Origin of the sequence: Variovorax brevis (genome assembly GCF_030317105.1) — a bacterium.
Classification (GTDB): Bacteria; Pseudomonadota; Gammaproteobacteria; order Burkholderiales; family Burkholderiaceae_C; genus Variovorax; species Variovorax brevis.
This window is the reverse complement of sequence record NZ_JASZYG010000008.1, coordinates 67,236-92,769: the sequence shown is the minus strand read 5'-3', so window position 1 is coordinate 92,769 and position 25,534 is coordinate 67,236. Positions and strand designations below refer to the sequence as shown.

Here is a 25,534-nt window from a genome sequence, read left to right as displayed (position 1 = left end):
GGGAATTATGACTGCCAGCTCAAGTTCGGGTTCCACCGAAGCCCCCCAGAAGAAGGGGCCTCCGCCGCTTTCTTCTTATTCGCGCTTCGTGCAGCGCTTGCGGCGCCGCTATGCCAGCGAGCTTGCACTGCTTCCGCCCGGCGCGCCAGGGCGCGAACACATGGCGCAGGCCTATGCCGCATTGCTCGAACGCGGCTACGGCGTCGGCGACGCGCTTCGCGTGGTTCGCCAGCTGGTCATGGAGCGGCTTGTCACGCTCGATTGCGACCGCGACGCGCCCTTGTCCGAGATCACGACGGCCGTCACGCACCTGGCGGAATTCGCACTCGACACCGCCTGCCACCAGGCCGAGAAGGAGCTTGAAGAGCTTCACGGCATGCCCGTGGGCACCGACGGCCAGCGCGCTCGCCTGTGGATCATCGGCATGGGCAAGCTGGGTGCGCGCGAGCTGAACGTGTCCAGCGACATCGACCTCATCTACGTGTTCGACCAGGCCGGCGAAACGGCGGGCAACGAACAAGGCCGCAATCGCCTGTCGAACCAGGAATACTTTGGCCGCATCGTCAAGCGCATCTACGCGCTGGTGGGCGACTCGACGGAACACGGCTTTGTGTTCCGTGTCGACTTGGCCCTGCGGCCCAACGGCAATTCGGGCCCGAGCGTGGTGTCGGTGGACGCGCTGGAAGAATATTTCCAGGTGCAGGGCCGCGAATGGGAGCGCTTTGCATGGCTCAAGAGCCGCGTGGTGGCGCCCCGCAATTGCGTGGAAGACGGCTCGGCGCAGGCGCTGCGCACCGTGGTGCTGCCCTTCGTGTTCCGCCGCTATCTGGACTACGCGGTGTTCGAATCGCTTCGCACGCTGCATCATCAGATCCGCGAGCAGGCGGCCCGCCGCAGCGCGGGCCGGCCCGAGCGCGCCAACGACGTGAAGCTCTCGCGCGGCGGCATCCGCGAGATCGAGTTCATCGTGCAATTGCTGCAGGTGGTGCGCGGCGGCCAGTTTCCTGAACTGCGCACGCGTCCGACGCTCGATGCGCTGCAGCGCCTGGCCAACGCCGGGCTCATGCCGCAGGCCACTGCCGACGCACTGGCCGATGCCTATCGCTTCCTGCGACGCGTGGAGCACCGCATTCAATACTTGGACGACCAGCAGACGCACGTGCTGCCAGTGAGCGACGAAGACCAGCACTGGATCGCCTCCACGCTCGGCTATGTCGACTGCTGCGACTTCCTCGGGCAACTGGACACGCACCGCGAGTTCGTGGCGCAGGAGTTCGACAAGCTCCTGGGCGGCAACGAGAAAAACGGCAAGTGCCAGAACGGCAAGTGCAATGGCAAGGCGGTCGCGGCCACGCCCTCCGACCTCGCCGACCTGCTGCCGGAACTGCCGCTGCCTTTTGCCGAGCGCGTGAAGTCGTGGTGCGACAACCCGCGCGTCACCGCCATGCGCGAGGAAACGCAGGCGCGCCTGCGTCAGCTGGTGCGACGCACCGGCCAATGGCTCAACGAACCCGACGGCGACCTGGAAGGCCAGACGCCCAACCACATCGGTGCGGCGCTGCGCTGGGCCGACTGGATCGAGCCGCTGTTCCGTCGCGAGAGCTACCTGGCCCTGCTGGTGGAGCGGCCCGCGGTGCAGGAACGCCTGCTGCGCATCCTGGGTGCGGCCAAGTGGCCCGCGCGCTACCTGATGATGCATCCGGGCGTCATCGACGAACTGGCCAACAACGAAATGCTGACCAGCCGCTTCAACGCGGCCGAGTTCGAGGCCGACCTGGAGCGCCGCCGCTCCGCATTGCACAGCACGGGCGAAGCGGACGAAGAGGCGCAACTCAACATCCTGCGCCGGGCGCACCACGCGGAAGTGTTCCGCACGCTGGCACGCGACGTCGAAGGCCGCATCACCGTCGAGGAAGTGGCGGACGACCTGAGCGCACTGGCCGATGCGGTGCTGCGCACCACCGCGCGCTGGAGCTGGCGTCATTTGCGCAGCCGCCACCGCGAAGAGCCGCAGTTCGCCATCATTGGCTACGGCAAGCTGGGCGGAAAAGAGCTGGGCTACGGCAGCGATCTGGACATCGTGTTCGTGTATGACGACGATGACGAGCGCGCCGGCGACGTGTACGCGGCCTTCGTGCGCAAGCTCATCAACTGGCTCACGGTGAAAACGCGCGAAGGCGACCTGTTCGAGATCGACACTGCCCTGCGGCCCAACGGCAACTCGGGCATGCTCACGACCACCTTCGAGTCCTACGAAAAGTACCAGCTCGGACGCGGCAGCAACACCGCATGGACCTGGGAACACCAAGCCATGACGCGCGCACGCTTCGTGCTGGGCGACGCCGCACTGGGCCAACGCTTCGACCGCGTTCGTGAGGCGACGATCACCTCCATCCGCGATCTGGACGCGCTCAAGACCGAGATCGTCGCGATGCGCGAGAAGGTGCGCGCGGCGCATCCGGTCAAGCCGGACCGCTTCGACGTGAAGCACAGCCCCGGGGGCATGGTGGATGCGGAGTTTGCGGTGCAGTACCTCGTGCTCTCGGCCTCGGCGCGCTTTCCCTCGCTCATTGCCAACGTGGGCAACATTGCGCTGCTGCAGCGTGCGGAACAGGCGGGCCTGTTGCCAAGCGGCGTGGGCCAGCAGGCGGGTGCGGCCTATCGCGAATTGCGGCGTGCGCAGCACAAGGCGCGGCTCAATGAAGAACCAACGCAGGTGCCCATGACCTCACTGGTGCATGAGCGCGAAGCCATGCTCGCATTGTGGAAGGCGGTGTTTGATTAAGCGAGCGGCATTGCATTCGGCCGCGGGCAGCGCGCTCGCGCTGAGCCTCTTGTTCCTCGCCGGCTGCGCGAGCAGTCCCCGCGACGGCGCGCCATCGAATCCGCCGTCGAACCTGTCTCAGTCAGCGGACGCCGAGCCGCGCGTTGAAACCATCCGCAGCAGTGGCGGCACCAGCAAGCCTTACACGGTGCTGGGCGTGTCCTATGCGCCGATCACGGACGACAGGTCGTTTCGCGAAAGCGGGCTGGCCTCGTGGTACGGCAAGAAGTTCCACGCCCAATCGACCGCCAGCGGCGAACCCTACGACATGTACGCGATGACGGCGGCGCACAAGACGCTGCCCTTGCCGAGCTATGTGCGCGTGCGCAACCCCGCCAACGGCCGCGAAGCGATCGTGCGGGTGAACGACCGGGGCCCCTTCGTGGAAGGGCGCGTGATCGACCTGAGCTATGCGGCGGCGGCAAAGCTCGATCTGCTGCGCGGCGTGGCGCCGGTGGAAATCGAGCGCATCACCAACCAGGACATCCGCGCCGGAACGTGGCGGCGCGATGGGAGTGCAACGGCGCTGGCGGCGGCGAGCACGACAAGCGCTGCGTCAACGGCGGCGCCTGTGGCGTCATCCGCACCCAGCGCACCCACTAACGGCGAAGTGGCCGTGCCATCGGTCATGGTGATGCCCGTCGTGAGCGCTGCGCAGCCCGAAGTAAGGCCCATCGTGGCGATGCCGCTGCCGGCGGGCGTCGAGCCACCGGCCGGGCCGCCTGCCGTTGGCTTGACGGGCAACGCGCCCACATCAGTTGCTGCGGACGCGCAGCCTGCCTCGCCCGCGCCGGGCTACTGGATCCAGTTGGGTGCCTTCAGCCAGCGCGAGGGCGCACAGGCCTTGCGCCAGCGTGTCACGAGCAACATGCCTTCGCTCGGATCAGACGTCTACGTGTTCAATGAACGCGGCATGTACCGCGTGCAGGCCGGACCATACGCTTCGCGCACGGACGCGGGCGGAACGGCGGACCAGATTCGCAACGGGATGCAGCTCGCGCCCATCGTCGTCGAGCGACGGTAGGAGCGCGATGCGGGGGCGGCGCGTCAGGCGCCCTGGTAGACCGCTTTGGGCGCGAGGGTCGCGGCCAGTTCCTTGCGGTAGCGGTTGAGCTCCTGCACAGTCTTGAAGCTGCGGTTCATCAGCAGGCTCAGGTTGTGCAGGATGCGCTCGCCGACCTTGGTTTCCCAGACGCTGTCGAACTTGATCTGGTTGTCGAGCCAGTGCTCCAGCCAGTCCGGGTCGGGCATGCGGCTCTGGATGGTGTCGTTGGGGAACAGCGACTTGTTGACGTGCAGGTTGGTGGGATGCAGCGCCTGCGCCGTGCGGCGGGCACTCGCCATGAGCACGCCGACCTTGGTGAAGGCGGCACGCGCTTCGTCGCCGAACTTTTCCATCGCCCGTTTCATGTAGCGCAGGTAGGCGCCGCCGTGGCGCGCTTCGTCTTGCGAGAGCGTGGTGTAGATGTGCTTGATGACCGGCTCGGTGTGCCACTCGGCGGCACGGCGATACCAGTGGTTCAGCCGGATCTCGCCGCAGAAGTGCAGCATGAGCGTTTCGAGCGGCGGCGCCGGGTCGAAGTCGAAGCGCACTTCGTGCAGTTCCTGCTCGGTGGGCGCGTGCTGCGGGCTGAAGCGCTTGAGGTATTCGATGAGCACCAGCGAATGCTTTTGCTCTTCGAAGAACCAGATGGACATGAAGGCGGAGAAGTCGCTGTCATGACGGTTGTCGCGCAGGAACATCTCGGTGGCCGGCAGGGCCGACCACTCGGTGATCGCGTTCATCTTGATGGTTTGCGCCTGCTCGTCGGAGAGCTTTGTCGCGTCGAAAGACTGCCATGGAATATCCCGGTCCATGTCCCACCGCACGGATTCGAGTTGTCTGAAAAGTTCCGGATACAGCATCTTTGTCTTTCGTTAGGCTTTCGATTTTAAACGCCCGCTTTTGCACCCTACCGACAACCGCGCGATGATTGCGATCATGTTGCGGCTCGCGCAGGAGATTTCCATGCGGCTTTTCCTTGTTTCATCGGTCGGCGCCGCCGCTGTGACAGCGGTGCTTGCCTTGGCTACCAACCCTGCGCCCGCCCAGAACGCCGCGCCGGCCGCTTCGGGGTCTTCGCCGTCGGCGTCCGCTACTCCCGCGTCCTGCCCGCCCCTCCTGCGCCACACCTTCGACCGCCTGCAGGACGAAAAACCCCAGCCGCTGTGCCAGTACGCCGGCAAGGTGGTGCTCGTGGTCAACACCGCGAGTTTCTGCGGCTTCACGCCCCAATACAAAGGGCTGGAGGCCCTGGACAGCAAATATCGCGCGAAGGGCCTGGTGGTGCTGGGCTTTCCTTCCAACGATTTTTCGCAGGAGACAGGTTCGAACAAGGAGATCGCAGATTTCTGCGAGAACACCTTCGGCGTGAAATTCCCGATGTTCGCCAAGTCCTCGGTGCGCGGCCCCGATGCCAATGCCTTGTTCAAGGAATTGGCGCAGCAGTCCGGCACCGCGCCCAAATGGAATTTCTACAAGTACCTGATCGGCCGCGACGGCAAGCTCGTGGCTTCTTATTCGAGCATGACGGGTCCGGACGACGCTGCTTTCGTGCGTGAAATTGAACGGCAAATTGCAACGAAGCAAGACGGGTGAAGGCCCCCTCACCAGAGGGAGCGCGTGGGTGAGACACCATTTGTTACCTTCACGCCGGGAACCGGGAAAAGCGGAGCGCGCTCATACCGTTTCGAGTGGCATAGTTGCCCCGAACGGTTTATGTGCTGCGAAGCCTTCCGGGCCTTTTTGCCCAGACGAAATCCTGAAACGACTCTTCTCCTCCTCCCTCCCTCCCTCCTTCGTTTCGGGGCGCTTCGCAGCACTTTTGTATTCTTCGTCGACCAATGAAAAAGGCGCCTTTCTCAAGGCGCCTTTTTTGTTTCCAGTGGGACGAAGCGATCAGCCGGGTTGCGTGTCCGCAAAGCTCGGCCGCGTCATGAGCTTGTCGTAGAGCTTGGCCAGATTGCCATGCTTGCCGCGCCAGTCGATGTCCGGAAAGCGGAAGCCGAGCCAGCCCAGCGCGCAGCCGACTGCAATGTCGGACAGGCTCAGGTGGATGCCGCTGCAAAAGGGCTTGTCGCCCAATCCCTTGGACATGGCGTCGACGCCGGCGATCACCTTGACGTGCTGGCGATCCATCCACGCCTGGCTGCGCTCGTTGTCAGCGCGCTTGGCCCAGGTGGCTTCCAGGCGCATGAGGATGCCGGCGTCCATGACGCCGTCGGCCAAAGCTTCCCAAGTCTTGACTTCGGCGCGCTCGCGGCTTTGCTGGGGAATGAGCTTGCCCACGGGCGACAGGGTGTCGAGGTATTCGACGATGACCCGCGAATCAAACATCGCTTCGCTGCCTTCCATGATGAGGCAGGGCACCTTGCCCAAGGGGTTGGACTGGCCAATGGTCGTGTCGTCGGCCCAAACGTCTTCCCTGATGAACTGGTAGTCAAGCCGCTTTTCGGCCAGGACGACACGAACCTTGCGGACATAAGGGCTGGCGGCGGATCCGATCAATTTCATGCGGTCATTTCTCTCACGGTGTCATCGAAGTAGCGCTTTGATTTTAGGGGGAAGACCTGCCGATCGAGCGTCAACTTAAAATTCACGAATGAGTCTCTCCACTGTTTCCGCACTGTCTCCCCTTGATGGCCGCTACGCGCCCAAACTGGCCGCCCTGCGGCCCCTGATGAGCGAGCAGGGCTACATGCACCGCCGCGTACAGGTGGAAGTCGCGTGGTTCATCGCCTTGTCCGACGTCGGCTTTGCCGAGTTCAAGCCCCTGACCGGTGGCGCCCGAAAGTACCTTTTGGGCTTGGTCACGAACTTTTCCGAGGGGGATGCCAAGGCGATCAAGGAGATCGAAAAAACAACAAACCACGACGTCAAGGCCGTCGAGTACTGGATCAAGTCGAAGTTCGAGGCGCGTCCGGAGTTGGTGGCCGCTTCGGAATTCGTGCATTTCGCCTGCACCAGCGAGGACATCAACAACACCAGCCACGCGTTGCAGATCAAGGCGGCGCGCGAAGGCGTGATCCTGCCCGCCATCGACGGGCTGCTGACCACGCTGCGGGCCATGGCCAACAACTTTGCCTCGGTGCCGATGTTGGCGCGCACTCACGGCCAAACCGCCAGCCCGACGACGGTCGGCAAGGAAATCGCCAACGTCGCCGTGCGCCTTGCCAAGGCACGCGAGCACGTGGCGGCCGTTGATTTGCTGGGCAAGATGAACGGCGCCGTGGGCAACTACAACGCGCATCTGGCGGCCTGGCCCGAGTTTGACTGGGAAGCCTTCAGCCGCAAAGTGGTGGAAACGCCCGCGCCGCTGGGCCTGGGTTTGACTTTCCAGCCCTACAGCATCCAGATCGAGCCGCACGACTACATGGCGGAACTGTTCGACGCGCTGGCGCGCGTCAACACCATCCTGATCGACTTTGCACGCGACATCTGGGGTTATGTGAGCCTGGGCTACTTCAAGCAGCGGCTCAAGAAGGGCGAAATCGGCTCCAGCACGATGCCGCACAAGGTCAATCCGATCGACTTCGAGAACGCGGAGGGCAATCTCGGACTGGCCAACGCCCTGCTGCGCCATCTGAGCGAAAAGCTGCCGATCAGCCGCTGGCAGCGCGACCTGACGGACAGCACTGTGCTGCGCAACGTGGGCGTGGCGCTGGGCTACGCGACGCTCGCGTATGCAAGCCTGGCCACCGGCCTGAGCAAGCTCGAGCTCAATGAAGAAGCGCTCGCGGCTGACCTCGACGCCTCGTGGGAAGTGCTGGCCGAGCCGATCCAGACGGTGATGCGCCGCTTCGGCGTGCAGGGCGCGTACGAGCAACTCAAGGAAGTCACGCGCGGCAAGACGGTGACGGCTGAGGCGCTGCATGGCCTGATTCGCTCGCTGGAGATACCGGAAGCGGAGAAGGAGCGTTTGCTCGCGATGACGCCGGCGTCATATACCGGCAAAGCCGCCGAACTGGCGCGGCGCGTATGAGAACCCCCACGTTCGGCACTTCGTGTCCTCTCTGCCCCCCGAGGGGGCTGATTCGCCTTGGGGCGGCCCGGCGGCGAATCACAGCCCCCACGTTCGGCACTTCGTGTCCTCTCTGCCCCCCGAGGGGGCTGATTCGCCTTGGGGCGGCCCGGCGGCGAATCTGATGGCCCTCAAATCAACGATCTTCAAAGCCAATCTAGCCGTTGCCGACATCGACAACGGCTACTACGCGGACCATCAGCTGACGCTCGCCCGCCACCCGAGCGAAACCGACGAGCGCATGATGATCCGGCTGGTTGCGCTGGCGCTCAACGCGCACAAGCTGCAGAGCGTCTGCGATGGCGACGGCACGCTGAGCTTTGGCGCCGGCCTGTCGAACCCGGACGATCCGGACGCCTACCTGCGCGACTTCACCGGCCGCACCCGCGTCTGGATCGAAGTCGGCCAGCCGGAAGAAAAGCCGCTCATCAAGGCCTGCGGCAAGGCCGACGAGGTACTTCTGTACTGCTTCAACCACGCGGCGGAAATCTGGTGGCGCGGCATCGAGACCAAGCTCACCCGCGCCGACAACCTGCACGTGTTTCGCATCCCGACCGCGTCGTCGCAATCGCTGGCCGAGCTGGCCCAGCGCAGCATGCAGCTCCAGGCGACGATCCAGGAAGGCGCATTGATGCTGGGCGACGGCGACCGCAGCATCGACATCGAGCCGATCCGCTGGAAGTAAACGGCCGCTACATCATCTCGCCGCAGCGCCAGCACTGCTCGAAGCCGCCTTCCACCACCTCGCCGCAGCGGCAATGCCAGCGCCGCTGCGGGCGATGTTGCAAGGCATCGAGCAGGCGCGTAGCCAAGGCGAGCTGATCGTCATCGGCGACCCAGATCTCGGGAAGGCATTGGTCGGGCGGCAGTTGCCCGGCGGCGGCGGCGAGGAATTCACGCTGCACCAAAGCATTGACGCCCTCCTCACGCAGCGCATGCACCCACAGCGTCGCGATCGCCAGGTTGGGTGCTTGCGCCAGTCGCCGCATGATCTCAGGACATGGCGGGCGACACCAGCCGGTCGGACTCGCGTGCCCGTTCGGCGTATTTGTTGAAGCGCCACGCGGTGTCGAGCATGGTGATGCGCCGCCAGGTGGCGCGCTTTTCGGTCGCACTCATCGCGGGCCAGTGCTGCACTTCGTGGAAGCTGCGCCCGCAGCCCTTGCATTCGTCGTCGCCCTGGCTCGTCGAGCAGATGGCAATGCAAGGCGTGTCCGGCGTTGATTGGTACCACGTCATCCACGCATCCCATGCCTTGGCGGGAAAGCCGACCTCGTCGACTTCGTCTTCGTGGTGAAACACCATCAGCGCGTAAACCTCGGCCAGCGCGCGTATTTCCGCGGCCAGCGTGACGCCGTCCGGAGAGGGTTTGCGCTCGCGCCAATAGTTGATGGCGGCCTCGATGTCGGTGATGTGAATGGCGGCCATGCGTGCGAATTGAATGCGGGCGGGAATGATAGACGGAGCAATCCCCACGAAGACACAAGGATATCCCAGCTACAAAAAAGAGAGCAGCCGGGCCTTGCGCATCAACGCCTGCGGGCGCCTTTCATTCAGGCTCGTGGAATTCCCGGTTGCCGCGACCCGGTCGCGATGATTTAATCCGGGTTCCGAAGGGGAGTAGCTCCCGACCGGCGTCTCAGGGGGGCCGGCAATCGGCAGGCCGTCAACACGAAGCACATAACTAAAGCTTCCGGTCTGTCGGGGTGGCGCGCGAAAGCGGGCGACCGGGCAAGACCTTCGATTTGAACCTGCGCGCGGTTCTGTCGAAGCATGTGCCATTCCCGAAAGCCGTTGGCTTTTCGGTCTCCAGGCAATCATCCATTCGATCCTTGCGCAGGCTATACGAGTCTTGTCCTTGGAGAATCTTGCGAATGGAATTCCTCTCTGCCCCATGGTGGTCCGCGCTGCTGGCGATCATCCTCATCGACCTCGTCCTGGCGGGCGACAACGCCATCGTCATTGCGCTGGCCGCGCGCAGCCTGCCCAAGCACCTGCAGAAAAAGGCCATCGTGTGGGGCACGGTCGGCGCCATCATCGTGCGATCGAGCATGACCGTCGGCGTGGTCTGGCTGCTCAAGATTCCGGGACTGATGCTGGTGGGTGGCCTGGGGCTGCTGTGGATTGCCTACAAGCTGATCGCCGATCAGGACGGCCACGAGGAACACGGCCCGGCCGTCACCACGTTCTGGGGCGCCATGAAGACCATCATCGTCGCCGATGCGCTGATGGGCATCGACAACGTGCTGGGCGTTGCCGGTGCGGCGCATGGCGCCTTCGACCTGGTGGTGATCGGCCTGCTGATCAGCGTTCCGATCGTGGTGTTCGGCAGCACGATGGTGCTCAAGCTGGTCGACCGCTTCCCCGCCATCATGTACATCGGCGCAGCGGTGCTGGCTTACACGGCCGCCACCATGATCGTGAACGAGCCGTTCCTGTCGAACATCTTCGGCACCAAGGACGCACCGCAAACCATGCTGCGTATTGGGGTTCAGGTGGCTTCCATCGCGCTGGTGCTTGGCCTATCGTGGCTGGCAACGCGCGGCAAGAAGCCTGAAGTCGAAGCGTTGTCGGCCAACCGCGAGCCCTCGTCGCGCGAAGCCTGACAGGCCCTGTCCGTTTCCTGGTTCCGTCACAACCACTCAAACAATCTGAAGGAGCGTCTCATGGAAAAGATCATTGTGTATGTCGACGATGCAGCTTTTGCGCGCGAGCGCCTTGCCAGTCTGCTTGCCGACATCGCTTCGAAGCCGGAGGCGAGCAAGGCGGCGGTTCACTGGCTTGTGGTGGCCTGCGCACCGCGCATGACGCATCGCATCAGCAAATGGGTCAGCCACAGCGCCCGCGAGAACTGGCGCGCCAAGTGGTTTGCCAAGACGCAAGAGCAGTTGCAACCGGTGCTCAGGCGCAATGGCGACCAGATCCACATGCTTCTGGCCAAGGGACCGCTCACGGAGCTGACGCAGCAGCTGCGCATGACGCACGGCGCGGCAACGGTCGTCGACATGCGCCGGCCCAAGGTGGGTGTGGATCTCGAGCCCGTTGCGCCGGACCAGACGCCGCCGCATGCGTCGGGCTGGGCCTTGCCGGGCGCGGTGGTTGGCATGGGCGCGCTGCTCGTGCTGGCCAATGAACTGGGCGATTGACTGTTGCTCGCCCCCAGGCTGCGCGCACTTCGTGTCGCTCCTCCAACCCCCTGCCGGGGGCAACACCAGCGGCCCGGCAAAGCCGGTTCCGCGGTGTTCCCCGAGCGTTTGCCTTTCCCTTCACGGACCGGTCCGCGCGCCGGTTTGTTGATATCCTGACCTGATGCGACTCCTCTTCAAATGGCTTCTCAGCGCCCTTGCGTTGCTGGCGGTGGCTTACATCTACAGCGGCGTGCAGGTGGTCAGCTTCACGTCGGCGCTGATTGCCGCGGCGGTCATCGGCCTCTTGAACATGGTCGTGCGACCGGTGCTGGTGGTGCTGACCTTGCCGGTGACGGTGGTCACGCTCGGGCTGTTCCTGTTCGTCATCAACGCGCTCATGTTCTGGGCTGCGTCAGGGCTGCTGGAGGGCTTCCACGTCAACGGCTTCACGGCTGCGCTGATTGGCTCGCTGATCTATTCGCTGCTCGGACTGCTCATCGACGCGGCGCTGTCGAAAAACCAGGGCGGCTGAACTTGCTGCTCAGCGCGGCAGGTCTTTCTGTTCGAGCATGTTCTGCCGGATGCGCGCATCGACCTCGCGTGCGCGGGTGTCGATGATCGACGCCTCGTAGTGGTCCACCGGGGTCTTGCCGGAGGCGGCCATGGTGCGCACCAGATCCTGTGCGGCCTTGAGCCGGTCGCGCGCCGCCGGAAAGTCGAGGATGGCGACATTGGCTTCGGCGTCGGCGCGAATCGCACGCACCGGATCGTTCTGGGCGTTGTAGAGCGTGGAAAGCGTGCGCCAGGCGCCCGCATCGCGCGGGTGCGTCGCCACCCAGTCGCGCAGGTCTTCGGTGATGGGCGCCATCTGGGCGGCACCGGCGCGGGCAGCGACCGAGGCCTGCGCCGCGAGCAGCATCTCCGGTCGATCCTTGGCCTTGGCATTGAGGAGTTGCACCGCACGCGGCGCCGTGCCGGCGGCGACTTCGATTTCAGCCGAGAGCAGGCGCGCCAGCCGCGAGGACACCGGGTCGTTCGCAGTGCGTGTGACCAGCCGCGCGGCCATGTCGCGCGCCACCTTGTAGTCATGCAATTCGCTCGCGGACATCGCGGCAGCGTAGAGGCCTCCGGCCTGTTGCTCGGGTGAACTTTTCGCAAACTCGCCGGTGTCCACCGAATTGACCCACAGGCGCAGCACGTCAACGCCCGGACGCGTCAGCACGCGTGCGCGCGAGGCGATCATGGCGTGGTCCATGCGCAGGGGCACGGCCGCTTCGGTGCCGGGCGTCAGCTGGAAGCGGCCCTGCATGTCGGCGATGCGCTCCGAGTTCAGCGGGTGGCTGCGCAGGTAGGGATAGGAGCCGTTGTCGTTCAGTCGCGAGGCGTATTGCAGTTTCTCGAACATGGCGGCCGCGCCCTGCGGCGCGTAGCCCGCTTGCGTCATGACACCGAAACCGATGCGATCGGCCTCGCGCTCCATGTCGCGCGAAAAGCTCAACTGGCTGTTCATGGCCAGCGCCTGCGAGCCGGCGATCACAGCCTGGCCAGCGTCCCCGCTCCTGCTCTTGGATGCTGCGATCGCGCCCAGCACCATGGCGGCGATGATCAGCGGCATCTGCTTGGCTTGGCGCGAGAGCATCCGCGAGATGTGCCGTTGCGTGATGTGGGAGAGCTCGTGGCCCATGACCGTGGCCAGCTCGTCGTGGCTGCCGACGACGGCGATCAACCCGAGGTTCAGGCCCATGTAGCCGCCGGGCAACGCAAAGGCGTTGATGTCGCGGTCGCGCATGAGCAGGATTTGCCATGCAAAGCGCTCGTCGAGTTCGGGCGTGAGTTCGCCGCGAATCTTGGCCGCGGCGATCAGGCGTTGCCAGATGTCCTGGACGTATTCCATCACCACCGGGTCGTCGATGTACGAGTTGTCGCGGTACAGCTCGCGCGCAATGCTGTCGCCCAGCTGCCGTTCGGCGCTGGCCGTCATTTCGCCGCCGTCGCCCATGCCGGGGAGCTGGGCATGCACGGCGGCCGGCACGAAGACCTGCGACGCGACGACCACCGAGACGCACAGGGCACGCAGCGCGGACATGAGCGTCCGCCCGGATCTTCTGGACAAAAGAGTCAAGCGCAGCATTCCTCGTTCATGGGCCCGTCCGCCTCGTGGCATCCGGCAGCCCCGTATGATGGGCTTTCGTGTCGAACAATCGCTTATGAGTTCCCTCACCCATTTTGACGCCCGCGGGCAAGCCCACATGGTGGACGTTGCCGCCAAGCCGTCCACGCACCGCGTTGCCATCGCCACCGGCCGCATCGAGATGCTGCCTGAAACGCTCGCGCTGATCGAATCGGGCACCGCCAAGAAGGGCGATGTGCTCGGCATTGCCCGAATTGCCGGCATCCAGGCCGCCAAGAAAACCAGCGACCTGATTCCCCTGTGCCACCCGCTGGCGCTGACGCGCGTGGCGGTCGAATTCGCCACGCTGGACGCCACGGCGGGCGACGTGCCGCAGGTGCTTTGCACGGCCACGGTGGAAACCGTCGGGCCCACCGGCGTCGAAATGGAAGCGTTGGCCGCCGTTCAGGTGGCGCTGCTCACCGTGTACGACATGTGCAAGGCGGTGGACCGGGGGATGACCATCACCGGCGTGCGGGTGCTGGAAAAGCACGGAGGCAAGTCCGGCAGCTACGTGGCGGACTGACTTCTTTCAGTCAGCCCGTTCCGTTGCGACCGGCAGTTTCGCCGGAGCAGGCGGTTTGCGAGCGCTCCAGCGCTTGAATTCCGCCGGAAATGCGCGCTGGAAACGCAGCGTATGGGCCGCAGCCTCGTCATCGAGCCCCAGCGTTTCGGCGCTTTCGATCACCTTGCTGATCACGCGCGGCTCGGGCGAAAAGTGCAGCAGGTGAAGGGCAAGTGCGTGGATTTCGCGTGCGTTGGCGTTCGTCAGCGGAGTGAGCGTCAGTTGCGCAAAGCGCGCGTGGTTGGCAAAAAGAGCTGACTCCTCCGCTTGGGCCAGCGTGTCTTGCTGGAAGCCGGGAAGGCGCCTGGCCGGGTCGAGGTAGATCTGGCTGACGCGTGTGTAATCCCAGGCGGTGAAGCCGAGGGCGCACAGCATCAGGGCAGCCACTGCGGCCGATGCCGCGCGTCGAGGGGCGGGCGCTTGCGCGCCGGCATGGCCTGCAGACGCCTCGCGCGGCCAGAGAAATCCCAGGCAGAGCCCGAACACCATCTGGAATGGCCCGAACCAGAGCGGGTATTCGACCATGCTGTGGACCAGGATGGCGCCCAGCAACCCCCACACCGCCAGCCGGTTCAGGTCGCGCTCGGCCCATGGCTTGCCCCTCCACACCAGCCAGCCGAAGAAGCCGCACAGCAGCAGCGCCGCAGGCACGCCCAACTCCACAGCCAGATGCAGCGGCAGGTTGTGGGCGTTGTCCAGGACGCCCGGAAAACGCGCGTCGGCATAGAGGGTGTCGAAATGGGCGAAGCTCAACTCGCCCCAACCCCAGCCGCGCCACGGGTGCTGTTCGATCTGGTCGAGCACATTGCTCCACAGCGCCGTGCGGCTGTCCGAGGCGATGTCGCGCAGCCGATGCAGCATGCGCAGGGGGCTGCCGGAGGTGGCCCGTGGCAAGGCCCACAGGGCCAAGCCATAGGCGGCCATCAGCGCGGGCAAGGCCAGCGGCCACCGAAAGCCCTTGGAATGATGGTCAACCGTTGTGGCCGTCCGCCGCCGCAGCAGCACGCCGACGGCCACGACGATGAGCAGCAACTGGAAAAACCCCGTGCGCGAGCCGCTTGCCGCAAGTGCGAGGACGAGCAGCACGCCGGCCGCTTTCAACGCCAGTCGAAGCCGCGCTCCGTCACTCTTCGCATGCAGCCAGAGCGCGGCAATCAAGCCCATGCTGATCAGCGTGGCGAACTGGTTGCGCTGTCGCAGGTTGCCGAAGGCCTGGCCGTGGTCGGACGCGGCCATCCACGGGGCCAGCGATCCGCCGAGGCGGCTGTATTGCAGCAGCCCGATCGCCGCGCTGACGAGGGCCGCGGCAAACAGGCCCCATGCCAGCGGCAAGGGATCGGCGCGCGCCATGCCGGCGCCCACAGAGGCGGCGAGCCCCACGACGCAGATGGCGGCCGGAGCGGCGAGCCGTTGGCCGAGGTCGCCGCTGCCGGAAAGGGCGACCACCCCCCGCGGCGAGCGCAAGCCATCCTTCGACGCGCAATGCAGGCCGCCCGACGGGTCGCACCATGAGCAAGAGCGCCACGCACGCCCAGCACACGAGAAGCTGCCAGGCGCTGGGAGAAGGTCCGCCAGCGAACGGAAAAACGAAGGGCAGGGCGATCAACGCGGCAACGCCGAGCGTGCGCATCCGTGCCTGCTGCTGTTGCTCCCATCCCCGCACTCCGACGCCGTCCTTCATGGCCGGAATTGTGCGGGATCGGCGATGCTGGCTCGCCGCGCTGCCGTGCAGCCTTTAACGCGCCGCGCCCTTGCGTGCGAGGCTTATCGCTAATTCCAGCACTTTTGTGCGGCCGCCAGGTTGCCGACGGCGCCAGTCCCGAAGCCCGTGTGATTCACCACCGACTTTCTGCCGGTACTCGTCACCACGAAGTCGCCGCACCGGTCTGAGGCCATGGAACCCGGTGATATTCGCGCGGCGGTCAGGGTGTAGTTCCGGCCGGCGTTCTCGGTCGTGAGGGTGATGTTGTAGGCAGCATTGCCCTCACCCGCCAGCGGCGCTACGCCGAACTGTGAATTGAAGATGCCGCCCGCGGTGTTGTCGATATTGGTGCCGGCCAGCGTCTGGTCGTAGCGGTAGTTCTCGCTGTAGTGGCGCTCCAGCCACTGCTGCGCGCTCGCCAGCACCGTCTTGGCCTGTGCGCGCTTGCCCTTGGCAACGCTTTCCTGGTAGCTCGGGTAGGCGATGGAAGCCAGGATGGCCACCACGGCCACCGTGATCATCAGTTCGATCAGCGTGAAGCCGGCGTTCTTGCGCTGGGATCTCGTGTTCATCAATGGCTCTCCGTGGTGGTCTTCAGGCCCGGGATCTCGCGCCAGAAGATGCGCGACTGCGTGCTGTTGCGCTTGGTTTCCTCGTCGGTGTTCTGGCCCAGGATGCGCTGGCAGTTCAAGCCGGCCTCGCAGCGCACCGTCGAGTCTTCCGTGACGCGGAAGCGCTGGTCCAGCTTGGCGATGCCCACGACGATGCCCGACGTGCTCGTGGTTCCGAAGATGTTGACGGTGGCCGTCCCGTCGACAGCGCTGATCTGCACATAGGCCCCCTCGGCGTTGTCGTTGCACACGTCAGTGGTCGTCGCCTGCTTGTAGACCATGGGAATGCCGACGTCCTTGGTCACCGACGGATACAGGAGGTTGCTGAGCACCATGCCGGAGGACAGCGGAATGTCCAGGTACCAACCTTTCTGCGTCGTCCAGTTGATGCGCGTGACGCTCCCCTGAACGATGGCCTTCGAATCAGAGCTGAGCGTCCAGGATCGTTGCTGCAGGTCGGAAACCCCCGACGGAATGGTCGATGGAGACGATGCATAGGCGGGCTTGTCCCAAATGCCGAAGATGCGCTGGCTGCGGCCCGTGTCGGGGAAGTCGCCCGACACCACCGACTTGCCCGTGCCGAACACGACGATCTGGCCGCCGCCCGGATGAAAGCGGATGGCCGGGGCTGCGGCGATCGGCAAGGCCGCCGTGCCGGTGGCATCTTTCGCCGAATACAGCGGCTTGCCATAGGCTTCGTGCCAGTTGTCGGGATCGGTGTCGGACACGTCGAACTTCCACATGTTGCCCTTGAGGTCGCCGGCGTAAATGGTGTCGGCCAGGCCGTCTTCGTCGGTGTCGATCCACGAGGGCTGCATGAGCCCGTTGCCGCCGGACGAGTCCACGACGATCTTCTTGTAGTACCGTCCGCGCCCGATCCCCCAACCGCCGCCGCTGTCGGGCCCGTCCACGAAAAGAACGTAGAGCACGGCCTTGCCGTTGGTGCTGGACAGGCCATTGCCAAAGATCACGGCGAACTTGCCGTTGGGCATCTTCGCGATCTGCGCGGCCTGGTTCGTGATCGGGTGCGTTCCGCCTTCGGAAATGATGTAGCCCAGGTCGGCGTCGTCTTGCGAGGTGAATTGCCAGGCAAAGATCGACGATGCATTGGCCTCGGTCAACGCGTTGGACGTGCTGTCGGTCGGCGCCGTCACATTGAGCGCAAAGATGCCTTTGCCACCGCGACCGAGCGTGCCGAACAGATAGGTTCTCCACGCGTCTGCGGTGGTGCCCGTACCCACCATCACGTCGCCGCTGAACGGTGATCCGTCCATGTAGGCGTTGACGTCGGTGATGCCGGCGTTGGCCGTTTCCTTGAGCCGCGGCACGAGCGGTTGGGGCACATAGGACATGATCGGCGTCAAGGTGTCGGACGTGAAGCCGTGCAGCATGCCGTCCGACGCGCCCACCCAGATCATGCGATCGCGCTTGGACTGGCCGGCCTTGAAGGTGCCGTAGCTTGGGAACTTGCTGCCGAAGAAATTCGCGCCCGGCCGGTCTTGCAACCACGGGTTGGAGTTGATGACACCGCCCATGATCGACGTGGCATTGCGGACGCGGAAGTTGAGCAGCGTGCCCTCGTTGACACGCGATCCGCGCATGTAGTCGATGAGGGCGTCCTGGCGGGTGCTGGAACTCTCCAGCGAGTCGAGGTAGCCTTGTCCTGCCGTCGTATCCGTCCTGATTGCGGTCGAATTGAAGGCCACGCCGAGCTTGTTGCTGGTGTTCGTGATGACCCGCCGCGACGACGGCAGCGTGCTGGTCAGGTTTTCGTGCCCCTTCGCGCTGGCGGACAGTTCGAAGTTGCCCTTGTCGTCCAGCTTGTACGCCGTGAGTTCGCCGTGCAGATCCTGCGGCGAGAACGTGGCGATGTACTTGAAGTCGCCATCACGCAAGTCGGGCCGCGAGACCGCCGGCGCCGAGTTCGAATTGGCGGTGAGGTCCGCGAACACGAGGCGAAGCGACTCTTCCAGCAGGTCGGGCCGGCGCGCCAGGAAATAGTTGTCCGGGATGCCGTCGCTGCATGCCGGCTGACCCGACGCACCGCACAGTGCGCCGTCCGCGCGCTTGGTGTCCCACTTCGTGATTGCATCGGGCTTTTGGGTAGGCGCCGTCGTCGAATCCTTGAAGCCGCCGTACTTGGCGATGTACCAGAGCGGATCGCGAATGACGGCGTCCAGGCTGCCCGTCATGTCGTAGGTTTTGAGGGTCTCGCCGAAGACGTAGACGTCGCTGCCGTTCTTGGTGAAACGCACGCACTTGCGCGGATCGTTGCAATTGCCGCTGCCGGAGCCGGTTGCGACCTGGGTCGTGGCGTCGTAGACCGCGTCGTTGTCACGCGCGTACCCGTTGTTGATGGCACTGTGCGAATGAAAGCCGTCGCTTGACGTGCCGACGAGGGTGTAGCCAAACAGGAAGGGGACTTGCGAGCCGGTGTCGGATTCGAGCGTTTGCGTGTAGATCTTCAGCTTTGGCGGCGAGGTGCTCCTGTCGAACTCGTAGCGGATGCTGCCCAGCATGTCCTGGTCCTGGTCTTCGCCGAGCATGTAGTGTTGCCAGAGCACAAGGAAGCTGCCGGACGATCCATCCGCCGCCCGGTTGAGCACCTTGAAGTCCACCATGTTCCCCGCGAGCGGGTTGGTCGTCGAGATCAGCGAGTCGATGCTTGCCGGCGTGATGTAGACGTACTTGGTGGGCGACGTTCCGGGGACCGGGATCTGGATCGACGCAGAGCCGCCCGCCATTGAAACGGCGTACTGGCGAACCTTCAGGACCTCCGGGTCCGCCTTGCCGGGAATGGTCAGGTCGGTGCGGATCTGGTTGGTATGGGCCCAATAGGCTGCGCCCGCTCCCAGGTAGCTGCCCTTCATGTTGGGCGCCTCCGGGCACAGTCCGGTCAGCGTCGCAAGGTCCGTGATGGTCTTGCCTGTGCACAGGTCGTTGTTGTCCGGCGTCGTGATGTCGCCGTTGTTGCCGATCAGGCGCGTCGTGGACGTGATGCCTTCCTGCGTACCGATGCTGGTCGTCAGGCTCGCTGCCGTCGAAGACAAGGCAGAAAAGGCATTGATGACCTTGTCGTTGTCAAAGGAGCTGACGCCGCTGGAAATGGTGACCATGTTGAGCGGTCGGCAGACGTTCTTGCCGTAGAGGGCCGCGCGGGTCTTGGTGCTGTTGGCATAGGTGCGGCTCGCTGTCAGCGGGTCGCTCCATGCAGGCGTGGGCAGCGCGAACTCGGCATCCTTGGCGCCGTTCGAACTGAAATAAGCACCCTTGCCCGCGTAGTAGCGAAGCCCCTCGGCCACCATCTCGCTGATGGGATTGCCCCATGACGGGCAGGTGCCGTTCGAGATGTCCCGGGAGTTGCAGTTTTGCGAGTAGTTGCCGTTGTTGGGGTTGTATCCGTACAGCCGCAACCTGCTCAGCGCCTGGATGATGCTGCCGTTGGCGGAAGCCGCAAGGAACTGACCTGTCGCCTGGTCCACCTCGCTGTTGATTTCCTCCATGTTCTTGCGCAACACGGCGCCATCGAGGTTGGAATCGAAGGACCCCAGCAGCATGGCGAACTCAGCCTTGGCAGCCTTGTTGCCGAAGTTGTCGCTTTCGCCGAATTCGTTGAGCAGGCCGCGCGGCTTGTATGGATTGCCGGCGGAGTATTGCTTGCAGTTCTCGTCGCCGAGCATGGATGCGTTGCAGGCCTCCAGGCGCGCGGTGTACTCGTGGGAATTGGCGTCAACGCTGGGCGACGGTGGCGTTCCACCCTTGTGCGTTGTCAGCGTGCCGCCAACGCCCTGGTAGTTGGCGCTGACGAAATTGACGGTCGGCGTTTTCCAGTTGTAGCCGATCTCCTGCGTCCAGTTGCAGGTGCGCACTTCCGTCATGTTCCACAGCAGGTAGTTGCCGGGCGCCGTGCGAATCACGGGCAGGAGCGTGGTGCTCTGTGATGCGCTGTCGCCAGACGGATTCTGGTGACGGCGGCACAGCGTGATGCCATCGTCATAGCTGAAGGGCGTGAGCCGGCTCAGGTCGGCGCCGTTGTAGTACTTGACGAAGGCCTGGCTGTTGCGCGGCACGAAGGAAAGCTCGAGCACCGTCTTGCCGTCGGTGCCTGCCGTGTCGGTGGAACGCAAGCCGCCGAAGAGGATCTTGCGCAGCACGTCCATGCGCGACATGGTCGCCCAGTTCAGGAAGTTGCCGCTCCAGTACGAATTGCCCGCTGCGCAGTAGTACTTGCCGCCTTCCAGCGTCGCGGGCGCCGCAGGCACGTAAAGACCGTTGTCGGCCGTGCTGTAGGTGTAGCACTTGGTGGAATCGAAGTACCCGTAGTACTTGAAGTCCGGCATGAAGGTGTAGTCGACGGCGCCGTCGAAGTTCAGGTCTTCATAGTCGGTGTAGGCCCGGCTGAACATGCTGAAGTCCTTGGAGACGTTCAGCATCACCATCGGCAGGTTGGGATCGGGGCTCACGTTCGGCGGCACCGCCTGCAGGGCGGGAATCAGCGGAATCGTCGGCGCGGCCACCGGCGACTTGAAGGCCAGCAGGATCGACACCGCCACCCCAAGTGCCAGGGCAACTTTCAGCACAAGTGATTTCATGGTGTTCTCTTCAGCCTCGCTTGAAGTAGGTCTGCAAGACGACTTCCGTGTTGGGGTCCAGGCCCCAGCCGCGCGCCGTGTTGCGGAAATAGATGTCGTCGCCGCGCTGCATGTACTCGATCAGGTACTCGGGCTGGCGCGCGACGCCGCGCACGCCCGGCTTGTTGGTGAAGGTCCCGATGGGAACGCCACCGGAGAAGTCGCATGCCGTTGGAGGGGCGGCTTTCCATCCGACGCCGCCGGGCCACCACGGCTCCGGATTGGTAAATGTGGCGGCATTGCTTTGCGCGTAGTAGTTCACCGGTGTCTGCTCGCCGAAGCGGCACTGGCCGCGCGGGCAGGTGGCGCCGAAATTGGGCTCGCTGTAGGCGCTCTTGATGGGTCGGTCAGCGCCACGGGCACACTTCGCGCCAACGACGCTGTCGGCCAGCATGATGTCGCGCTCGGCGTCGCGCAGCGCCGACTCGGCGGCCTGGCGCGCGACCTCGACGTCGAGCATGTTTCTGGCCATGCCCTCGCCAAAGAGCACGCGCCGAACCGCAAAGGCGGAGACACCCGAGAGGATGACCAGGAAGATCAGCACGATGATCAGTGAGACGCCGCGCTGCAATGTGAGGCGATTCATGGTTGGGTCAGAACGTCTGCGTGAGGTTGTTGCGAACGCCGAAGACGCGCGTGCGCTGCTGGTAGATCGCGCGGTCCGTCGCGGAGTAGTTGACCGGGACGCCGTCGCAATCGATGTACGAACCCGTGGTCGTCTGGCGGACGCTGGGGTCCAGCGTCTTGGCGAGCACGCACACCTGCACGGCGCTCACGCGCTGCCAGCCGGTCCTGGGCTGCCCGTTGATATCGATCGCCGCCATCGCGCTCACCTCCGTGGCGGTGTAGAAGCGCTCGGGCGCCTCCATCGACGTTGCCGATGCCACGCCATAGCGGAAGCGGAGCTGCGAAATGCCGGGCAGGAGCGGCTGGTAGGGGTTGGCGTTCGGTCCGTTGCCGGCGCAGCGGAAACTGCGCGTCTGGATGGACTGCCCCCCCTGCAGGTAGGTGTAGCTCGCCCCCAATCCATAGGCATTGCTGATGAACAGCGGCAGCGACACCGTGCCGACGCCTGCGGAGCCCGCGCCGGCCCGTGCGGCGTTGTAGGTGGTGCCGCTGAACGCAGCCAGCTCGACGTTCTGGCCCAGGCAATCCTGCCGTGTGCCGACGCCCTTGACCGAGAAGGTGTCCGACGAAAAGTAGTTGATGACCAGCGAATCGGGTTCGTTGGCGTCAGGCGTCGGGCAGGTGCCCGTGGTCACATTGAAGATGCCGCCAACGCAGCCGAAGACGCCTTGGTCGAAAGCGGGGACTGCCGCCGAAACGGCGTTGCTGTAGGCGCCCTGGAACTTCGCGGACGCTGTGGTCGTCGGAAAGCCCGCAGGGTAGAAGCCGGCGTTCTTCAGGTCGCGCCCGATGATGTCGAGCACGATGCTGGCCGTCTCCTGCTGCTGGGACTTGGCATCGAGCACCTGCGAGATGCGATGCGTCGACAGGAACAGGTAGCTGGCCGCGGCAGCCAGCAGCAAGCCGATGGCAATGGAGATCAGCAGCTCGATCAACGTGACGCCGCGCTGGCGCCGAGGCAGCTTCGTCTTCATGGAACGATCCTCGCGGTGTAGCAGCGCACACCGTCCGGCACTTCGGCGTCCGAGGGGCAGCAGAAGCGCGCCTTGCCCGAGGTGTCGCTGTCGGCGGCGTTGCACGAGCGTGCGGCGATCAAGGTGTCGCTGGCATCGACCGCACTCTTGTCGGCCCACATGACACTCACGTCGAAACCCTTGACCACGTCGCCGACGATGTACCCCGCGCCCCCCGGCAGGGTGGCGCGCAGCAGGTTCTTCCAGTGGGCGATGTCGTAGTCCGCCATCTGGGCGGGAGTGCAGGACGCGCTGGCGCAATCCACCGTGGGCGTGGAAGGCACGGCACTGACCTGCGCGGTGTAGGTGCTGGAGAGCTGGTAGCCCGTCGCCTTGGTGGTCACGCCGCCAACGACGGCTGCGAATCCGTTGGCGCCGGCCACGTTGACGCGCAAGCGCTCGGACAGGTCGTTGAGGGCGGCGCTCACATTGAAGCGGGCCTCGTTGCCCGTCTGGTACTTGATGGCCGAGGACATCAGGCCGGCGATGCCGACCATGCCGATCGAAAAAATCAGGAGGGCCACGAGCGCTTCGATCAGTGTGGCGCCGGCTTGGGTGTGGAGCTTCGTGATCATGAGGCGCCTAGTTCTGATTGGTGCCGTCGCAGCTGATGCTGCCGGCATTGCCGATGCGCGCACGCCCGAGCATGTCCACGCAGATCATCTTGGTGGCGGATTCGCCGGGAGGTGACACGCGCAGCGACACCGCTGCAGCCAGCGTGGCGCGACCCCGCGAGTCAAACAGGATGGTGCGCGGCGTGTTGGTGCCGGTCAGCGATGGCCCGTTGGGGTCACCGACGTAGGCCTTGAGCAGTTCGGCCGTGCTGTCGGTTGCATCGCTGTCGCACTTGGGGTTGGAAAAGATGATCCACCCGGCATTCCATTCGCCGCTGGTCACAACGCAGGCGGGCGTGGCCGCGCTGATGTCGTCCGCGGCGCAGATCGTGACGCACTTGTTGCGCGTGATGGCTTGGCCGCGCGCATAACCGACCCCCAGGACGAACTCGTTGCCCAAGTTCGAAACGCGCGAGTTGCTCATGAGCGCTCCGAAGCTCGGCGCTGCGATCGCGATCAGGACGGCCAGCATCGCGACCACGACCATCAACTCGATGATCGTGAAGCCCATCACCCTTGAGCGTCTTTGGGAACGAGAACGAAACATGACTCGCACCAAGTTGGTTGCAGATGTTACGAAGTGTGTTTACTTTCGATGCATTTGCGCAACCCGATCGGACCCTCTGAGCAACCGTTCGTCGGGAAAAAAGCAACTGCAGGCACTGTCCTACAGTTTTCGCAAGTGAGCGCAAACCAAGGGTTTTCGCGACTTTGAGGCCTGAAAACGTGCGAACTTCCGCGAAATGGAGCTCCCGCGGCCTCGCACCGTGGAACGCCAGTAAACGCCCATTTCAGGTTTCGAGATGTGACTTGTGCTAGGAGGCGCGTTCCGCCACGTCGTGTGCGACGGGCGGCACCCGCCCTCCCACTTCGTTTCACACGTTACGAATTGAGGCTGAATCCGATGCGCTCACGCAACTAGAGTGAGCAACTACTGACGAACGGCACTGCGCCGGGGCTCAGTGGTTTGGAGTCCGACCTCTTCAAGTGGCACTCTGTGACGACTGTAATTTTTGTGTGCTTCAGCGTCACACAAAGCCAAGGGCGTCTTCATGAAATCGGCAGGGGTTCCATCGACAAGCGGGCGCGAAGCGTCAAGGCTTCAGCGCGGCTTCACGCTCATCGAATTGATGATCGTGGTGGCCGTGGTGGCCATCCTGTCGATGATTGCCGTTCCGAGCTACACGGACTACCTGCGCCGCGGCCAGGTGCAAGAGGCGCCGGGCGCGCTGGCGGACTACCGCACGCGGATGGAGCAGTACTACCAAGACAATCGCAATTACGGCACGGGCGGCAACTGCGGCGTTGTGATACCGACGGCGAAGTACTTCGACTTCACATGTAACTCGGACGCCGCCACCGGCCAGACATATCTTGCGACTGCGACGGGCAAGGGCGGACAGGTGGCCGGCTTGGCCTACACCGTTAATCAACTCAACACCCAAGGCACGACCTGCACAAGTTGCGCCTGGAACTTCAGCGCCCAGAACGTCTGGGTGCTCCGCAAGCCATGAACCGCCTGCAGTCGCGCCAATGCCGCCGCGGTCAGTTCCAAAGGGGCTTCACCCTCGTCGAGCTGATGGTGACCATCACGCTCTTTGCCCTCCTCAGCGTCTTCGCGTACCCGAGCTACACCAACTACATTCAGAGCGCCCAGGTCCGCGCGTCGGCCGAGTCGGTGATGAGCGGCCTGGAACTGGCACGGGCCGAAGCGATTCGCGGCAACCGCAACGTGCAGTTCAGCATGCTCAACACGTCCCGCGGCGTGGCGGTCACGGGGGGCGGCGGCACGGACTGGTCGGTCATGACCGCATTGGTGGCAACGCCGACAACGTTCGACCAGAACGTGCAGACCCGCCTGGAAAGCTCTTCGACCTCGAACGCACGGGCGGGCACCGCCACCGCCGTGAGCGCCACCGTGGCCAGCCCCGGTGCGGGCATGCCGGCGAACATCCTGTACACCGGCATGGGGCGCTTGGGCACGGCGACCGCGGTGCGCAAGATCGACTTCACCGGCGCCGCGGGCAGTCGCACACTGTCGATCGTTCTTTCACCAGGCGGCGACGTGCGGCTGTGCGACCCAGCCCTGTCGATGGCGACCAACCCACAAGGTTGCGCATGACATCCAGACCCCGCCCCCATTCCACGCGCCTGCAACGCGGCGTGATGCTGATCGAGGCGCTCGTCGGCATGGCCATTTTTTCCTTTGCCATCCTGGGCATCATGGGCCTGCAGGCGACCGCCATTCGCACGGTGCGCGACGCGGACTACCGGTCCAAGGCCAGCCTCTTCGCCAACCAGATCGTGGCGAGGATGTGGGTCGATCGATTCAATGTACCGACCTATGCCCTGAACGCCGATGAGGCGGCGTGCGCCCCGGGCTCCAACACGACGACCAAGACGGCCGTGTACGACTGGATCTACGCCATGTCCGACATGACCAACCCCGGCGCCTTGCCGGGCGCGGCCAATCTGCAGCAGCAGATCATCGTCGGGCCGAACAACACCGTCAGCTTGACGCTGTGCTGGCAAGCGCCGCAAGACACGGCGCCGCACAACTTCACGCTCAAGACGCAGATCCTGGGGTGA

General features: G+C 64.5%; 24 protein-coding genes. 12 read left to right on the top strand and 12 right to left on the bottom strand.

What is annotated here, in order from left to right; translation table 11 throughout:
• Positions 1 to 7 precede the first annotated feature (7 nt).
• Together glnE and QTI66_RS24310 are read left to right on the top strand one after the other, a co-directional pair.
• Entirely contained in the window at positions 8 to 2,785 is a 2,778-nt protein-coding gene (glnE, locus tag QTI66_RS24315; RefSeq protein ID WP_286562594.1) for a bifunctional [glutamate--ammonia ligase]-adenylyl-L-tyrosine phosphorylase/[glutamate--ammonia-ligase] adenylyltransferase, read from the top strand.
• Positions 2,778 to 3,848, top strand: a complete 1,071-nt coding sequence (locus QTI66_RS24310) for a septal ring lytic transglycosylase RlpA family protein (protein WP_353506216.1) — start codon at positions 2,778 to 2,780, stop codon at positions 3,846 to 3,848. The genes glnE and QTI66_RS24310 overlap by 8 nt, the downstream gene beginning before the upstream one ends.
• Before the next feature lie 23 nt (positions 3,849 to 3,871).
• On the opposite strand, the gene QTI66_RS24305 is transcribed toward QTI66_RS24310, so the two are convergent.
• Positions 3,872 to 4,729: a ferritin family protein gene (locus QTI66_RS24305; RefSeq protein ID WP_286562593.1), complete on the bottom strand. Its 858-nt coding sequence runs from the start codon at positions 4,727 to 4,729 to the stop codon at positions 3,872 to 3,874.
• A 103-nt stretch (positions 4,730 to 4,832) separates the two neighbouring features.
• Between QTI66_RS24305 and QTI66_RS24300 the strand changes: the two genes are divergently transcribed.
• The gene (locus QTI66_RS24300) at positions 4,833 to 5,462 is read left to right on the top strand and encodes a glutathione peroxidase (RefSeq protein WP_286562592.1); all 630 of its coding nucleotides are present in this window, start codon (positions 4,833 to 4,835) and stop codon (positions 5,460 to 5,462) included.
• Positions 5,463 to 5,762: 300 nt separating this feature from the next.
• Here QTI66_RS24300 and QTI66_RS24295 read toward each other — a convergent pair whose 3' ends face one another.
• On the bottom strand, positions 5,763 to 6,377 hold the full coding sequence (locus tag QTI66_RS24295) for a glutathione S-transferase N-terminal domain-containing protein (protein ID WP_286562591.1): 615 nt from the start codon (positions 6,375 to 6,377) through the stop codon (positions 5,763 to 5,765).
• 88 nt (positions 6,378 to 6,465) lie between these two features.
• Here QTI66_RS24295 and purB point away from each other — a divergent pair, with 88 nt between their 5' ends.
• Together purB and QTI66_RS24285 are read left to right on the top strand one after the other, a co-directional pair.
• Complete coding sequence (gene purB / locus QTI66_RS24290) at positions 6,466 to 7,845, top strand: adenylosuccinate lyase (RefSeq protein WP_286562590.1); 1,380 nt, start codon at positions 6,466 to 6,468, stop codon at positions 7,843 to 7,845.
• Between the two features lie 163 nt (positions 7,846 to 8,008).
• Entirely contained in the window at positions 8,009 to 8,569 is a 561-nt protein-coding gene (locus QTI66_RS24285) for a YaeQ family protein (protein WP_286562588.1), read from the top strand.
• A gap of 7 nt (positions 8,570 to 8,576) precedes the next feature.
• On the opposite strand, the gene QTI66_RS24280 is transcribed toward QTI66_RS24285, so the two are convergent.
• Both QTI66_RS24280 and QTI66_RS24275 read right to left on the bottom strand, forming a co-directional pair.
• The gene (locus QTI66_RS24280; protein WP_286562587.1) at positions 8,577 to 8,873 is read right to left on the bottom strand and encodes a putative signal transducing protein; all 297 of its coding nucleotides are present in this window, start codon (positions 8,871 to 8,873) and stop codon (positions 8,577 to 8,579) included.
• 4 nt (positions 8,874 to 8,877) lie between these two features.
• Complete coding sequence (locus QTI66_RS24275) at positions 8,878 to 9,312, bottom strand: DUF3717 domain-containing protein (RefSeq protein ID WP_286562586.1); 435 nt, start codon at positions 9,310 to 9,312, stop codon at positions 8,878 to 8,880.
• A 446-nt stretch (positions 9,313 to 9,758) separates the two neighbouring features.
• Between QTI66_RS24275 and QTI66_RS24270 the strand changes: the two genes are divergently transcribed.
• The 3 genes from QTI66_RS24270 to QTI66_RS24260 all read left to right on the top strand — a co-directional run bounded on the left by QTI66_RS24270 (position 9,759) and on the right by QTI66_RS24260 (position 11,544).
• Entirely contained in the window at positions 9,759 to 10,490 is a 732-nt protein-coding gene (locus QTI66_RS24270; RefSeq protein WP_286562585.1) for a TerC family protein, read from the top strand.
• A gap of 60 nt (positions 10,491 to 10,550) precedes the next feature.
• Entirely contained in the window at positions 10,551 to 11,030 is a 480-nt protein-coding gene (locus tag QTI66_RS24265; protein ID WP_286562584.1) for a hypothetical protein, read from the top strand.
• 163 nt (positions 11,031 to 11,193) lie between these two features.
• Positions 11,194 to 11,544: a phage holin family protein gene (locus tag QTI66_RS24260; RefSeq protein WP_286562583.1), complete on the top strand. Its 351-nt coding sequence runs from the start codon at positions 11,194 to 11,196 to the stop codon at positions 11,542 to 11,544.
• A gap of 9 nt (positions 11,545 to 11,553) precedes the next feature.
• Here the strand turns inward: QTI66_RS24260 and QTI66_RS24255 are convergent, their stop codons facing one another.
• Positions 11,554 to 13,143 (bottom strand): M48 family metalloprotease, encoded by a 1,590-nt coding sequence (locus QTI66_RS24255; RefSeq protein WP_286562582.1) that lies wholly within the window; start codon positions 13,141 to 13,143, stop codon positions 11,554 to 11,556.
• Between the two features lie 76 nt (positions 13,144 to 13,219).
• Here QTI66_RS24255 and moaC point away from each other — a divergent pair, with 76 nt between their 5' ends.
• Positions 13,220 to 13,708, top strand: a complete 489-nt coding sequence (gene moaC / locus QTI66_RS24250; RefSeq protein WP_286562581.1) for a cyclic pyranopterin monophosphate synthase MoaC — start codon at positions 13,220 to 13,222, stop codon at positions 13,706 to 13,708.
• A gap of 6 nt (positions 13,709 to 13,714) precedes the next feature.
• Here the strand turns inward: moaC and QTI66_RS24245 are convergent, their stop codons facing one another.
• The 7 genes from QTI66_RS24245 to QTI66_RS24215 all read right to left on the bottom strand — a co-directional run bounded on the left by QTI66_RS24245 (position 13,715) and on the right by QTI66_RS24215 (position 23,456).
• The gene (locus tag QTI66_RS24245; protein WP_286562580.1) at positions 13,715 to 15,193 is read right to left on the bottom strand and encodes a PglL family O-oligosaccharyltransferase; all 1,479 of its coding nucleotides are present in this window, start codon (positions 15,191 to 15,193) and stop codon (positions 13,715 to 13,717) included.
• A 324-nt stretch (positions 15,194 to 15,517) separates the two neighbouring features.
• Entirely contained in the window at positions 15,518 to 16,021 is a 504-nt protein-coding gene (locus QTI66_RS24240) for a type IV pilin protein (protein ID WP_286562579.1), read from the bottom strand.
• Entirely contained in the window at positions 16,021 to 20,652 is a 4,632-nt protein-coding gene (locus tag QTI66_RS24235; RefSeq protein WP_286562578.1) for a pilus assembly protein, read from the bottom strand. Before QTI66_RS24235 ends, QTI66_RS24240 begins: the two co-directional genes overlap by 1 nt.
• Before the next feature lie 10 nt (positions 20,653 to 20,662).
• Positions 20,663 to 21,277 carry a pilus assembly PilX family protein gene (locus QTI66_RS24230; RefSeq protein ID WP_286562577.1) on the bottom strand — a complete coding sequence of 205 codons (615 nt, stop codon included), beginning with the start codon at positions 21,275 to 21,277 and terminating at the stop codon, positions 20,663 to 20,665.
• 7 nt (positions 21,278 to 21,284) lie between these two features.
• Positions 21,285 to 22,292, bottom strand: a complete 1,008-nt coding sequence (locus QTI66_RS24225; RefSeq protein ID WP_286562575.1) for a PilW family protein — start codon at positions 22,290 to 22,292, stop codon at positions 21,285 to 21,287.
• Positions 22,289 to 22,906: a type IV pilus modification protein PilV gene (pilV, locus tag QTI66_RS24220; protein ID WP_286562574.1), complete on the bottom strand. Its 618-nt coding sequence runs from the start codon at positions 22,904 to 22,906 to the stop codon at positions 22,289 to 22,291. The genes QTI66_RS24225 and pilV overlap by 4 nt, the downstream gene beginning before the upstream one ends.
• 7 nt (positions 22,907 to 22,913) lie before the next feature.
• Positions 22,914 to 23,456 (bottom strand): GspH/FimT family pseudopilin, encoded by a 543-nt coding sequence (locus QTI66_RS24215; RefSeq protein ID WP_286562573.1) that lies wholly within the window; start codon positions 23,454 to 23,456, stop codon positions 22,914 to 22,916.
• 541 nt (positions 23,457 to 23,997) lie between these two features.
• Between QTI66_RS24215 and QTI66_RS24210 the strand changes: the two genes are divergently transcribed.
• Genes QTI66_RS24210 through QTI66_RS24200 form a run of 3 tightly spaced genes read left to right on the top strand, consistent with a single transcriptional unit; the run spans position 23,998 to position 25,534 of the window.
• Positions 23,998 to 24,459: a type IV pilin protein gene (locus tag QTI66_RS24210; RefSeq protein WP_286562572.1), complete on the top strand. Its 462-nt coding sequence runs from the start codon at positions 23,998 to 24,000 to the stop codon at positions 24,457 to 24,459.
• Positions 24,456 to 25,067: a GspH/FimT family pseudopilin gene (locus QTI66_RS24205; protein WP_286562570.1), complete on the top strand. Its 612-nt coding sequence runs from the start codon at positions 24,456 to 24,458 to the stop codon at positions 25,065 to 25,067. Before QTI66_RS24210 ends, QTI66_RS24205 begins: the two co-directional genes overlap by 4 nt.
• Entirely contained in the window at positions 25,064 to 25,534 is a 471-nt protein-coding gene (locus tag QTI66_RS24200; RefSeq protein WP_286562569.1) for a type IV pilus modification PilV family protein, read from the top strand. Before QTI66_RS24205 ends, QTI66_RS24200 begins: the two co-directional genes overlap by 4 nt.